The organism is Erysipelatoclostridium sp. AM42-17, assembly GCF_003480255.1.
GTDB lineage: Bacteria > Bacillota_I > Bacilli_A > Erysipelotrichales > Coprobacillaceae > Faecalibacillus.
Genome location: NZ_QUIN01000012.1, coordinates 46,861 through 60,582, shown reverse-complemented (window position 1 = coordinate 60,582; position 13,722 = coordinate 46,861). Strand labels below are relative to the sequence as shown.

General features: G+C 29.0%; 14 protein-coding genes and 1 other RNA gene. 13 read left to right on the top strand and 2 right to left on the bottom strand.

Annotated features, from left to right (window positions below; all coding sequences use genetic code 11):
• Window positions 1-143 precede the first annotated feature (143 nt).
• Window positions 144-929, top strand: coding sequence for an HAD family hydrolase (locus DW911_RS06115; protein WP_118607594.1), 786 nt, complete (start codon window positions 144-146; stop codon window positions 927-929).
• Between the two features lie 25 nt (window positions 930-954).
• Here the strand turns inward: DW911_RS06115 and DW911_RS06110 are convergent, their stop codons facing one another.
• Complete coding sequence (locus DW911_RS06110; RefSeq protein ID WP_118607593.1) at window positions 955-2,103, bottom strand: DUF871 domain-containing protein; 1,149 nt, start codon at window positions 2,101-2,103, stop codon at window positions 955-957.
• 133 nt (window positions 2,104-2,236) lie between these two features.
• On the opposite strand from DW911_RS06110, the gene DW911_RS06105 reads away from it, so the two are divergent.
• The 11 genes from DW911_RS06105 (at window position 2,237) to DW911_RS06055 (ending at window position 11,336) form a co-directional block, all read left to right on the top strand.
• A complete protein-coding gene (locus tag DW911_RS06105) occupies window positions 2,237-3,907 on the top strand; it encodes an MraY family glycosyltransferase (protein WP_118434035.1) in 1,671 nt (556 codons plus the stop codon).
• A gap of 12 nt (window positions 3,908-3,919) precedes the next feature.
• Window positions 3,920-4,405, top strand: coding sequence for an NAD(+) diphosphatase (locus DW911_RS06100; protein WP_118434037.1), 486 nt, complete (start codon window positions 3,920-3,922; stop codon window positions 4,403-4,405).
• 77 nt (window positions 4,406-4,482) lie between these two features.
• A complete protein-coding gene (secG, locus tag DW911_RS06095; protein WP_118434039.1) occupies window positions 4,483-4,713 on the top strand; it encodes a preprotein translocase subunit SecG in 231 nt (76 codons plus the stop codon).
• Between the two features lie 44 nt (window positions 4,714-4,757).
• Window positions 4,758-6,980: a ribonuclease R gene (rnr, locus tag DW911_RS06090; protein WP_118607592.1), complete on the top strand. Its 2,223-nt coding sequence runs from the start codon at window positions 4,758-4,760 to the stop codon at window positions 6,978-6,980.
• A gap of 17 nt (window positions 6,981-6,997) precedes the next feature.
• Window positions 6,998-7,447 (top strand): SsrA-binding protein SmpB, encoded by a 450-nt coding sequence (gene smpB / locus DW911_RS06085; RefSeq protein WP_118434043.1) that lies wholly within the window; start codon window positions 6,998-7,000, stop codon window positions 7,445-7,447.
• Window positions 7,448-7,450: 3 nt separating this feature from the next.
• Window positions 7,451-7,800, top strand: a transfer-messenger RNA (tmRNA) gene (ssrA, locus tag DW911_RS06080).
• Between the two features lie 344 nt (window positions 7,801-8,144).
• Window positions 8,145-8,906: a MerR family transcriptional regulator gene (locus DW911_RS06075; protein WP_118607591.1), complete on the top strand. Its 762-nt coding sequence runs from the start codon at window positions 8,145-8,147 to the stop codon at window positions 8,904-8,906.
• Window positions 8,907-8,958: 52 nt separating this feature from the next.
• A complete protein-coding gene (locus DW911_RS06070) occupies window positions 8,959-9,357 on the top strand; it encodes a C-GCAxxG-C-C family protein (protein WP_118607590.1) in 399 nt (132 codons plus the stop codon).
• A gap of 76 nt (window positions 9,358-9,433) precedes the next feature.
• On the top strand, window positions 9,434-9,685 hold the full coding sequence (locus DW911_RS06065; protein WP_118607589.1) for a DUF454 family protein: 252 nt from the start codon (window positions 9,434-9,436) through the stop codon (window positions 9,683-9,685).
• 60 nt (window positions 9,686-9,745) lie between these two features.
• The gene (locus DW911_RS06060; protein ID WP_118607588.1) at window positions 9,746-10,726 is read left to right on the top strand and encodes an ROK family protein; all 981 of its coding nucleotides are present in this window, start codon (window positions 9,746-9,748) and stop codon (window positions 10,724-10,726) included.
• Complete coding sequence (locus DW911_RS06055) at window positions 10,713-11,336, top strand: HAD family hydrolase (RefSeq protein WP_118433143.1); 624 nt, start codon at window positions 10,713-10,715, stop codon at window positions 11,334-11,336. Before DW911_RS06060 ends, DW911_RS06055 begins: the two co-directional genes overlap by 14 nt.
• Window positions 11,337-11,459: 123 nt before the next feature.
• Here DW911_RS06055 and DW911_RS06050 read toward each other — a convergent pair whose 3' ends face one another.
• Window positions 11,460-12,272, bottom strand: coding sequence for a MerR family transcriptional regulator (locus tag DW911_RS06050; RefSeq protein ID WP_118433141.1), 813 nt, complete (start codon window positions 12,270-12,272; stop codon window positions 11,460-11,462).
• 70 nt (window positions 12,273-12,342) lie between these two features.
• Between DW911_RS06050 and DW911_RS06045 the strand changes: the two genes are divergently transcribed.
• Window positions 12,343-13,689 carry an MATE family efflux transporter gene (locus DW911_RS06045; protein ID WP_118433139.1) on the top strand — a complete coding sequence of 449 codons (1,347 nt, stop codon included), beginning with the start codon at window positions 12,343-12,345 and terminating at the stop codon, window positions 13,687-13,689.
• Window positions 13,690-13,722: the final 33 nt, after the last annotated feature.

Sequence of the window (13,722 nt, the reverse complement as noted above, 5' to 3'; positions counted from 1 at the left end):
TATAAAAAACCTATATCTTTATGTAAAGGTATAGGTTTGTCAACAATCTGAAACTATGCCTAGCATAGTTTTTTTTCTCGTTTAGAAATTAAATATTCACGCCTTTGATTTGTGCTATAGTTTGAATATAGTGGAGGATAGGTATGAAAAAAGTATTGTTTTTTGATGTGGATGGAACATTAGTTGATCATGGAAATCATATTGATAAAATTCCAAATACGGTAAAAAAGGAAATTAAAAGATTACAAAATAAAGGATATGCTTTATTTGTAGCCAGTGGAAGACCAAAGGCATTTATATCAGATACGATATTAGAAGCAGGATTTGATGGCTATATTTTATGTAATGGAGCACATGTGGAATTAAATGGAAAAATGATTAGTAAACGTCCTTTAGATAAAAAAGCCTTAAAGAAGTTAGTGGATATATTAGAAGGTATCAAAAGTGAATATATTTTAGAAACAGCACATCACTGTTATTTAAAACCTGAATATGAAGTTTTAGAAGCTTTCTTTAAAACATGTGACGTTGATTTTAACCAAATAACACGTCATTTTAATGTGGACGATGTTTTAGAAGATACCTTAAAAGTAGAAGTGAATACCAAAGATGAAAATAGTCAAATGATTGTTGACTATGTTGATGGTTTATTTGACTATGATAGTCATGGTACGGATAATGCCTTTGAAATTTATTCTAAATCAGTATCTAAAGCAACAGGAATTCAAGAAGTATTAGATTATTTACAAATAAGTAAAGAAAATAGTTATGCTTTTGGTGATGGTTTAAATGATATTGAAATGTTACAAATGGTAGGACATGGTGTAGCTATGGGTAATGCTTGTCAAGAATTAAAAGATGTAGCTAATGAAATCACAGATTCTATCTTAGACGATGGTTTAGCTAAATATTTAAAAACAATAGAATAATAAAAAAAGCTCGTTTGAGCTTTTTTTATTTAATGAATTTAAAATGTTGACCAGGTTTAATGAAATCTAGTAAACCTAAATCTTCTTCTTTAATTGTACCGATAAGGTTACGTTCACCATCATTAGGGATTTCTGTTAAAACAACTTCTAGTTCTCCTCTATAATGAGCTAAGTTATCGTTTACAACAAGAACATCTCCTCGAGTGAAAACTTTTTTACCACAATCATGATGTGGAATAGATTTATCATGCACTTTTAATTCTTTATCACCAAATCCAGAATCTTGAACAGTAGCTTGATTTTTGAATTCTAATCTTGGGAAACTTGATCTTAACATAAATGATGAATGATCATAACGATCCCAATGAGGAGCAAATTCATACATGATATATTTTTCATTATCACTTATTTCTGGTACTTCATCAACACGTAATTCTAAAGCTTGATAGTTTACTTTTGATAAAGCTTCTAATTCTGCAGTTGTTGCAGGGTAGTTACCAACGATAATATCATCAACATCTCCAGTAACAAGTAAGTATCTTGCTTGTACTTCGATTGGTAAGTTTCTCATGATTTCTACAGTTGGTAAACCACAAAATACTTTCCATGGTCCAATTGTATTTTCATTTGTACTTGAAACAAAGGCAGCAGTATGAAGATTTAAAGCTTTCCATTGTTTGTTATATTGTTGGAATAAATCAAAATCTAATCCTGTATATCTTTCAGGGAAGAAGTTATGACACATGATAATTTGGTCTTTATTTCCTCCGTTTTTAATTAATAAGTCAACACCAGCATCCATACTTGCATTAAATTCAATTTGAATACCATAAGGGTTTCTTGTTACAGCGATATCTCCTTGAGTACCAAAGTTACCATCTAAACGAATGATATCTAATCCTAAATCAGCAAATGGTTTAAGGTTATCAGGTGTAGCCCCAATTAACTTAAATACAGCTGGGTTTGTATCTGCAGCAACAATAAATCCTAATTCATGAGCTTTATCCATGAATTGTTTAAATTCTTTTAAATAACTTTCTCTTTTATCATCTGGAATAGATAAAAAACAAGTAAAGATTCTTTTGAAACCTAATTTAGCAGCAGTTTCCATATAATCATATACTTCTTTAATATCACTTTTATCAGGATAAACAGAGATTCCTAGACTATGCATATTACTTCCATCCTCCTTTGTCTATCTATATCTAGTATATACAAGAATTCGATTTAATGAAAGCCTTTTATAAATTAATAACTTGTATTTTTATAAAAAATACAAGATAATATACAAGAATAGGAGTGATATTATGTCTTTGAACGTTGTTCTTTCATTTGTTGTAACAACATTAATTTCATTTATCTTAGTTCCTGTAGTTATGAAGGCAGGAAATATATTACAAATTGTTGCTCATAAAAATGCTCGTACTATTCATAAAAAAGAAATTGTGCGTATAGGTGGATACGCTATTTATATGAGTTCATTAGTAGGGTCGGTGTTGTTTTTGAAAACTGATCCACAAATTAATGCTATTTTGGTGAGTGGGTTTATTATCTTTATTACAGGGTTATATGATGATGTTCATGATTTGTCACCTAAAATTAAGTTAATTTTTGAAGTGATGGCATCCGTTATTGTTATTATATGGGGAAATATTTATATTAAAGGATTTAATTTCTTTCCTGAACCTTATGGAACCATTGTTTCAGGAATTGTAACTTTATTTTGGATTGTGGGTATTACCAATGCTATTAATTTAATTGATGGCTTAGATGGATTATCAGCAGGTATTTCCGTTATTGTTTTATTCACTATTTCGATGACTTCGCTTATTTCGGGAAGAACGGATATTGCTTCTTTATCCTTGGTTTTAGCGGGAAGTATTATGGGATTTCTATTTTTCAATTTTCATCCTGCTAAGATATTTATGGGTGATTGTGGAGCATTGTATATAGGTTTTATGATATCTGTTATTTCTTTACTTGGCTTTGGATATAGTATGTCGGCTTTCTTTACTTTAGGGGCACCGATTGTGGTATTAATGGTTCCTATTATGGATACATTAATTGCGATTGTTAGAAGAAAGTTAAATCATAAAAAATTTAGTGAAGCCGATCGTTCTCACTTACATCATAATTTAATGTTTAAGTTAAATTTAGGACAGAAAAAAAGTGTATTAGTTTTATACGCTGTTACATTTTTATTTTCTTTAACATCTTATATTTATTATTATGATCCAACGATTGGAATTTTAATGTTTATTGTTTTAATGATCATATTTGAAATCTTTGTTGAAATTACTGATATGATAGGACGTAAATATAAACCATTACTTACAATTATGAATGTTTTTATTCAAAGTGATCAATTACCTAAAATCCGTATTCTAGAACAATATCGAAAAAACAGAACACCACAAAAGAAAAAAAGAGATCATTTTATTTTGTTGTTATCATTGATGATGATTTTTGGTGGCTGTACATATTACTTTGTTGGTAACCAACCACCAATGAATACATCAACATCATTAAAGACACCTTATGTTCAAGAAAATAAAACGACTTTACTTACAAATATATATGAACGTTTAGACCGTGCTCACCAATCAAAAGATGAAATAGAAGAATTACAGTTAGTTGCAGCGTATTTTGTTTGTGATTATTTCACTTTAAAAGATCAAAGTAAAAAAGCAATAGGTGGTATTGACTATATTTATCCTACGATCCGTGATAGTTTTTCTACTTACGCTAAAAATTCTTTTTATACAAATAAGAATAAAGATTTAGCAGTTGACCATTATAATATTGTTTCTTATTCTCCTTCTAAAGTGACAATCGAAGGATTAGAAGACCAAGATTATTATAATGTTTTAATTGAAATTACTTTTAATGAAGATGTTGAAGACTTTAATAATATTATTAATGTCACAATTGTAAAAAAGAATAAACGTTTTTATGTTTGCGGTATAGATCATGCATAGAGGGTGAATAAAATGGATTATTGTTATCATTGTGGAACAAAGTTAGAAAAAAGATATTTAGAAAAAGAGGGAATGATCCCTTATTGTCAGACTTGTAAACAATTTATTTTTCCTGTTTTTTCTACGGCATGTAGTATGATTGTTTTGAATAAACAAAAAGATCATGTTTTACTGATTAAACAATATGGCACAAAACATTATGTTTTAGTTTCAGGATATGTAAATATTGGTGAAAATGCAGAATCAACAGTAGTGAGAGAGGTTAAAGAAGAGGTTGATTTAGATGTGGTTTCTTTAAATTATAATAAGAGTGAATATTTTAAAAGAAGTAATACTTTGATGTTGAATTTTACTTGTATTGTTGATCAAATGAATTTTCAAATTAATGATGAGGTAGATGAAGCTAAATGGTTTCCTTTACAAGAGGCAAGAAAAGCCATTATGCCTGATTCTCTAGCAAAACGATTTTTAGAATATTATCTTGATCATATCAAGTAAAATCGTAGTTGTTTTTTAAAATATATTATGGTATTATTTTAAAGCAATGTATCAAAATACTTTTAAGGAGGTATATTATGTTTACAACAGTATTAAATGTGCTTTTAGTTATTATTTCTATTGCGCTTATTATATTATGTCTATTACAAAGTGGTAAGTCAGACGGAATTGTTAATGCATTAACTGGTCAAAGTTCTAATTTGTTTGCACAACAAAAAGAACGAGGAATTGATTTAGTGATGTCAAGAATGACGATGGTTCTTGGAATTGCATTTTTCGTTATTGCAATCATTTTACGTATGGGATAATGAATAGGACGCAAGTCCTATTTTTATTTTAAGGAGGTGAAGTTATGGAAGAAAGAATATTAGATTTATTAGGGAACATAGAATTTAAGGAGCGTAACTTAGATGGTATTATGAAACAATTAGGTTTAGATACCAGTGAAGAATTTAAAACGGTGATGAAAGCCTTAAATGCTTTAGAAGATCAAGGAAAAATTGTAAGAAGTCAACATAATTTATATTATTTACCAAAACAAATTCATGTTTATATAGGAACATTAAGTATGAATAAAAGAGGTTTTGGTTTCGTAAGATTAGATGAAGAACATGATGATATTTTTATTGGTAAGCATGATTTAAAAGATGCTCTTGAAGGAGATACTGTTCTAGTTGAGTTAAAAAAGCATAGTGAGGGTCAACGTGAAGAAGGAATCATTAAAAGAGTCATCAAACGAGGACAAACGAGAATTGTTGGTGAACTAAAAAAAGGAAAACGTGAACTTGTTTTAGTGAGTGATGATATTTTATTTGATAAACCTGTTTATATAGATCAGGCCCATAGTCATGGTGCTGTAGCAGGACATAAAGTTGTTGCAGAAATCAAAACGTATAAACCTTACTTAAAAGGAAATGTTGTGGAGATTATTGGTCATAAAAATGATCCTGGTGTAGATGTGGCTTCTATTGTTTACCAACATGAAGCACATATTGATTTTCCTAAAGAAGTTCTTGAACAAGTGAGTCATATTCCTAATGAGATTGATAAAGAAGACATTAAATCAAGAGTGGATTTAAGAAATGAAACTATTGTTACAATTGATGGTGATGATGCTAAGGATTTAGATGATGCCATTTCATTAAAAAAATTGGCTAATGGTCATTATCAATTAGGGGTACATATTGCAGACGTGAGCTATTATGTAGAAGAAGGCACTGATTTAGATAAGGAAGCTTACGAAAGAGCAACATCTATTTATTTAGTAGATCGTGTTATTCCGATGTTGCCTCATAAGTTATCTAATGGTATTTGTTCACTTAATCCTCATGTTGATCGTTTTACGATTTCATGTTTAATGGAAATTAATCATGAAGGTGAGGTTATTTCACATGAAATATTACCAACCGTGATACATTCAACTGAAAGAATGACTTATCGCCATGTCAATGAAATATTAGGTGGTGATATTGAAAGACAAAAGCAATATCATCATGTTAAAGATATGTTCTTTTTAATGCAAGAATTATCGGATATATTAATTCAACATCGTAAAAAACGTGGCGCCATTGATTTTGATACTAATGAAGCTAAAGTCATCGTCGATCAAAAAGGAATCCCAACTGATATTGTTTTAAGAGAAAGAGGAGTCAGTGAAAGAATGATTGAATCCTTTATGTTGGTAGCTAATGAAACTGTAGCTGAACATTTTAAATGGTTAGAATTACCATTTATATATCGTGTTCATGAAAATCCTAAGTTACAAAAACTTCAACAATTTTCAACAATCGCTAAAACATTAGGATACACCATCAAAGGTTCTTTAGAACATGTTTATCCTCATGAATTAAGTGCTATTGTTGATGCAAGTATTGGGACACCTGAACATCAAATTATTTCAACCTTATTATTACGTTGTATGGCTAAAGCCAGATATGATGAACAATGTTTAGGACACTTTGGTTTAGCTGATGAATATTATACTCATTTTACATCGCCGATTCGTCGTTATCCTGATTTAATGGTTCATCGTTTGATTCGTAAATACTTGTTTGAAAAGAAAGTAGATGAACAAACACTCACTCATTATGCTTCAATTATGCAAGAAATAGCTGAACATACATCATTCCAAGAAAGAAAAGCCATTGATATTGAACGAGAAGTTGATGATATGAAAATGGCTGAATATATGGAAAGTCATATAGATGAAGAATTTACAGGTATTGTTTCTTCAATTACTAACTTTGGTATGTTTATTGAACTTGATAATACAGTTGAAGGACTTGTTAGAATGGAAGATTTATCAGATGATTATTATTTCTATGATGAAAGAAGTCTTCAATTAATAGGACAACGTACAGGTAAACGTTTTAAGATGTCTGATGAGGTCAAAGTCAGAGTTAAAGGAGCTTCTAAAAAAGAAAAAACAATAGATTTTGAAATTGTTGGTATGAAATCTAACAAAAAGAAGAAAAAAACTGTTATAATAGATAAGCATCGTAAACATCAAGACGTTCATAAAAGAAAACGCCAAGATCAAAAACGATTCTATCGAAAGAAAAGAAATAAAAAATAAAGTAAAGGAGAAAAGGAATGAAGATTGTATCTAATAATAAAAAAGCATATCATGATTATTTTATCCTAGATACATATGAAGCTGGTATTGAATTAAAAGGAACTGAAATTAAATCTGTTCGTCAAAACCAAGTGAATTTAAAAGATTCCTTTGTGCGTGTTAAAAATAATGAAGTATTCGTTGAAAACATGCACATTTCTCCTTATGATCATGGTAATATCTTTAATCATGATCCAAAAAGAACCAGAAAACTATTACTTCATAAAAAAGAAATCTTAAAGATTACTAATAAATTAAAAGAAGGTGGTTTAACAGTTGTTCCTACTAAACTTTATTTTAATAAATCAAGTAAAGTTAAACTTGAGATAGCTATCGCTAAAGGGAAAAAACTTTATGATAAACGTAATGATTTAAAAGAAAAAGATGCCAAAAGAGATATTGAAAGATCGTTAAAGAATTATTATTAATCTGGGGATGTCTTGGATTCGACAGGGGTATGTTTGACCTTAGCTGCAGTCGTTGGAGTACGTTAAACTCAAACAAAAAATAACTGGAAACAGACAAACTAATTACGCTTTCGCTTAGTCGACATAGACATGAAAGCTGCTGACATTAAGCGAGCCTATAGCTTTTTGTTAGTATTATAACTTTTAGGATAAGGGTTAAGGGAGTCTTGACTTTAACCACGAAAATTTAAAGAATCGCTTGGTGTAAAATTGTTCATTGATTGTAGCCAAGTTAAATTATTCAATGGACTAAACTGTAGACGCTTTGGAGGAATTGCTTTTGGACAGGGGTTCGATTCCCCTCATCTCCACCAAGTCAATTACGAAAGTATGAAATTTCGTTGATATAAATAATGAAAACCTATGAAATACATGTGAATGAAACGTGTAATCATGGGTTTTTAGTTTTGATACAGAGTAACCTAATGACGCAAATTTATTTAATTTAGGTAAAAGTAAATATGTCGAAAATTGCCGGGGAAATAAAATGTATTTTATATTGTTTTTATAAAGGTTCAAAAAATTATACAATAAATAGTTTAGCGTGGCTTAGTTGTATTTTTAATATCATCAAGAAATATGATAAAAATTGTTGTGATTTCATCTTGACTATATCCTCAGGTCATAGTGTTATAATGAGATAAAAGGTGGGATAAACATGATAGTACATGAAATAGAACAAAAATATAATGTGACTAAAAAAACACTTATTTATTATGAAAATGAAGGATTACTTAAACCGGGTAGAGATCATAATAATTATCGTCATTATAGCTACGATGACATAACAAGATTGAAATATATACTATTACTTAGATCAATGGATATTTCAATTAATGAAATTAAACAAATTCTTAATGAAGAACTATCTGTAGCTGATGTTTTAAAAGATAAAAAAGAACTCATAAAACAACAGCATCTCAAATTAGAGGATATAGATAAAAAAATAAATGAGTTTATTAAAAGAAGAAAAGTTAAAGTATCACTTAGTCAAGACCAAGATGATAAAGATACAACAGATTATTTGTTTTTTAATCAAGAAGTTATCAAATATCATGATGTTATGATTCCTTATCAAGATATTCAATATTTTAAATTATCCATGTCCAGTGCGATAGGTCATGCCCGAGGTTTGATATCAGTATTTATGAATTATTATGTAGATTTAGATATTGTGATAGCATTACATACTTATAGTTTTCAAATTATGAATAACGAACAAGTGGTTTCAATGATGGAAATCATTAAAGAAAAAAATATAAAGATAGAAGATCCTTTAAATTTAATGAATATTTATTTAGAAAAAAGAGATTTAGTAGTATTAAACAATTATATTAATAGGAATTTTAGAAAATGGGCTAAACAATATCATTTAGATAATCCTAGAGAAAATTATTTAATAAATAAGCATTGTGATTGATTAAAATTATACTTGTGTTATGATTTTATTTAGATATAAGGAAGGTAATAATATGAATAAACATGTAGAAAAAGCAATGGCATTAAGAAATGCAACGCCCATGGTCAATAACTGTGCACAAGCTATTATGAGAACTTATGCCAGTGAATTAGGATTAGATGAAGATTTAGCAGCAAAGTTAGCTTGTAACTTTGGCGGTGGTATGAAGTGTGGTAGTGTGTGTGGTGCCATCACTGGAGGAATTATGGTTTTAGGGGCAAAAGGTTTAGATTTTCCTAAAATTGTTGGTGAATTTAAAAATGCAATAGCGAATAATCATGATGGAATGGTTAATTGTAGTGACTTATTAAGAGCTAATGCCAAAAAAGGTGGTATTAAAAAAGTACACTGTGATGCCATGATTAAGGAAGCCATTGAATTAATTGATCAATTAGAAGAAAAATACAAATAAGATTGGTTAGCCAATCTTTTTTTGTTCACGTTTCATTCATAATGATTTGTTATGATGAAATCAAGGAGTAAAGGATATGGCTAACACAATAAAAGTAGTTTATAAAACTGTTTTGTTTATATTAGGTGTTATTTTCATTATACTAGGATTAATTGGATTAATGTTACCGGTTATACCGCAAATTCCCTTTTTGCTTGCTGGAGCGATTTGTTTAACACGTTCTTCTAGTAAACTAAGGAATTGGCTTTTTTCTCATCGCCTTTATCAAAAACATTGTAAAAAGTATGTAGAAAAACATTCATTTTTAAGAAAATTATTAGGTGTATAACTTCATGATTTTCTTTATTCTTTACTTTTGTTATACTATAATAAAAGTAAAGGTGATGCTATGACAAATGCTTTAAAACAAATCAAGAAACAACATTTATACGCTATTATCAAAGATATTTATTTACATCAAAGTTCAACAATGAATGAATTATCTTCACGATTAAATTTATCACAGCCTAGTATACGAAATATGGTTCGATATCTTCAAGATAGTCAAGCAATTATGGAAATAGGTAATGATCAATCTAGTGGAGGAAGATGTCCAACCCGTTTTGCTTTAAATCAAGATCAATATCATATTTTATGTTTATATATTAAACATGACATGATTGACCTTGAATTAAGATACATTAATGAAATTGTTGTTAAAGAAGAAATTCTTTATGATAAAAATCAGGATCTTACAGTTCTTATTGAAAAGACAGTTCATCAATATAATCCTCATTGTGTATGCATAGGAGTTGAAGGGATTATTAAGGGAGATATGTATATTACTGATCATCATAATCAAATAGAAAACCATACCTGGATTAAAGATTTAAAAGATAAATTGAAAATACCGGTTTACTTACAAAATGATGTTAAGATGATGCATCAAGGGCGTTATTTTCATCATCAATTAAATCATAGTTATTATGTTCACATTAATGAAGTAGGAATAGGAGGATCTTATTTTGAACATGATGGTCCTCTTTATGGGAAAAATGGTTTGTCAGGAGAAATGGGGTTAATACATAAACAAGGTATAACTTTAAATCAATTGATAAGGCAATGCCAATCACAAGATGAATTTAATCAGTATGTTTATTTTATTTTAGAGATGATTATAACGATGTTTGATCCTCAACTTATAGATATTTCTATTCATCATCAATTTACATATCAAAAAGAAAAAATAGATGAAAGGTTAAAAAATTATTTAGGACATCATGTTATTTGTTATGACGGTGATTATCAAGAAATGTTATTTGAAGGATTGTTATATACAGGGGTAGTTAATTTAATGAAGGAAAGGATAGAAAATAATGAAAAAATATAAAGCGTTTATTTATGATTTAGATGGAACAGTATTAAATACGCTTAATATGAATATGTATCCATTAATGAAAATTATTAAAGAAGAAACAGGAGAAGATTGGACTTTTGAACAGGTTTTAAAATTTGCCCCTTATCCAGGTATGAAAGTCATGGAAGAATTAAATATTAAGGATAAAGAAAAAACTTATGCAAGATGGGTTCAATATGTAAACGAATATGAAGAAGGAGCTACTTTATATGAGGGCTTTAATGAAGTATTTGAAATCCTTAACAATCAAAAAATAAAACAAGCAATTGTTTCTGCTAAAACATTAAAACAATATCAAATAGATGTGGTTTCCAAAGGAATAGACCAATATATGGAAACAGCTGTCTTAGCTGATGATACAACAAAACATAAACCTGATCCAGAACCATTATTAGAATGTATAAAAAGATTAAATATTTTACCTGAAGAAGCTATTTATATAGGTGATGCTTTATCTGATCAACAAGCTTCTATGAATGCTGGTATTGATTTTGGGTATGCTAAATGGGGAAGTGTCATTGGTAATCTTTCTCATTGTGATTATGTATTTGAACATCCTTTAGATATATTAAAACTTATTTAATAATATAAATCGAAATACACATTTATAAATTTTATATCACACCATTAGACATAGAAAGAATGGTAGGAATTAGTGTTATTGATATGTTAAGTTATACAACTCAACTGTGATAATACATGATATCTAAATGATTCTTACTGATATTTCAGTAATATAATCACGTGGATCTTGTACTAATAGATGATCAACAACATAATGTTCAACATAAAGTTCATCACAGATAAGGTGATGAGCTTTTTTGTAGTCTAGTAATTTTTGAATTGTTTGTTTAATATTTTTCCAATTTCCTTTATGATAGGCAACAAGATATTGACCTTCTGGTAAAATTTTATAGTTTTGTTCTTGAGGAGGATCATAAAGTAATAAAGAAACATTATTATAAATATCAAAATCATTATTTTGAAAGTCTTGATCATATTGTATATAAGCAACTTGATAGAAATGGTAAGGATGACGTTGGACAAAGTGAGTAATTAATTCATTGGTAGCTTTGTAAAAATTTTGATTAGAGTCGTCAGATATCGTGTTATAAAGATAGTAACGTGAAGGATAGTGTTTAATAGTGATGTTAGAGAAATCTTCTTGGCAAGAAGTAAGAATACTTTTCTTTTTTTGTTCAATCCAATGATTCATTTTATTTAATTTTTGGATTTGATTTTGAATTTGATGTTGATGATTATTTAAAATCTCAACGATATGATCATGATTACGATTCTTCATTAATTTTTTAATATCGTTTAAAGGGATGTCTAAATCTTTTAAAACAAGAATCGTATCTAAAGTTTCCATTTGTTCTACAGAATAAAAGCGATACCCTTTTTCATCTTTCATTTGTGGTTTAAAAAGACCGATATCATCATAATGAAAGAGAGTATGTTTTGTAATACCCATGATTTTTGCAAGTTCACCGGTTGTCATATAGTTATTATGTTTCATTTTTTTACTTTCTCCTCTTGACTATAGGGTAACCCTATAGTATATGCTTGAGGATGTCAAGGAGGAATGTATGAATAAGTCAATTTATAATCAAGTTACGACATATAAACTTTTTAAAATTGCTTTTCCTTCGATTTTAATGATGGTTTTTATGTCTTTATATACAATCGTAGATGGAATTTTTATTTCTCGATTTTTAGGAAGTTCAGCTCTTTCTTCACTTAATATCGTTTACCCTGTTATTAGTTTAGCTACAGCGATTGCGACGATGCTAGCCTCAGGTGGAACGGCGATTATCTCTAGAAAATTAGGAGAACAAAATGAACAAACTGCAAGAGAGTGTTTAACTCAATTTGTGGTTTTAGGTTTAATCATTAGTTTTATTTTAATGGTGATGACACAATTGTTTTTAACGCCTATTTCTTTATTATTAGGGGCTAATCAAAAACTATTGCCACAATGTAATGAGTATTTATCGACAATGATGTATTTTGCGCCAGCAGCGATGTTACAGGCATTATTTCAGTGTTATTTTGTTGCTGCCAATAGACCCTCTTTAGGATTAAATCTATCTATATTTGCGGGTATTACAAATGTTGTTTTAGATTATATTTTTATTGCTAAGTTACATTTAGGTATATCAGGAGCAGCTTTAGCTACTGGTTTAGGACAAATGATTCCTGCAATCACTGGTTTGATTCTTTTTATTTTTAATAAAGATCAGTTATATTTTGTAAAATTCAAATTTGATATTAAAGTGATTATTGAGGCGTGTTATAACGGTTCGTCAGAAATGGTAACCCAGTTATCTAATGCGATTATGACTTTCTTGTTTAATATTGTTTTAATGAGATTAGCAGGAGAAAACGGAGTAGCTGCGATTACGATTTTGTTATATGCTGAATTTTTATTTAATGCATTTTATTTAGGATTTTCAATGGGAATTAGTCCGGTTGTTGGTTATAAATATGGTGCTAAAGATAAAAAAGAATTGAAACATATTTATAAGGTGTCATTTATTTTTGTTGCATGTTCTTCGTTTGTGATTACAATGATTGCTTTTGCATCGCTACGCGAGCTTGTTGGAGTGTTTACCCAAGTCCCCCAAACTTATCAATTAACTGTAGAAGGTTTTAAAATTTTTGCATTTAATTTTCTTTTTAGTGGAATTAATATTACAACATCAGGATTTTTTACTGCTTTATCTAATGGAAAGATTTCAGCAATCATTTCTTTTTGCCGAACATTAGTATTTACAGGTAGTTCACTCATTATCTTATCTGCCATCTTTGCTTTAACTGGAACATGGTTAGCTATACCGGTAGCTGAATTATTAACATTTATATTATCAATGTATTTTCATTATCGTTACTTTATTAAAAAGAGTGAGGTTAATTATTTTCAATTGGCTAAATAGTGATATTGTGATAAAATATCTTAATAATATAAG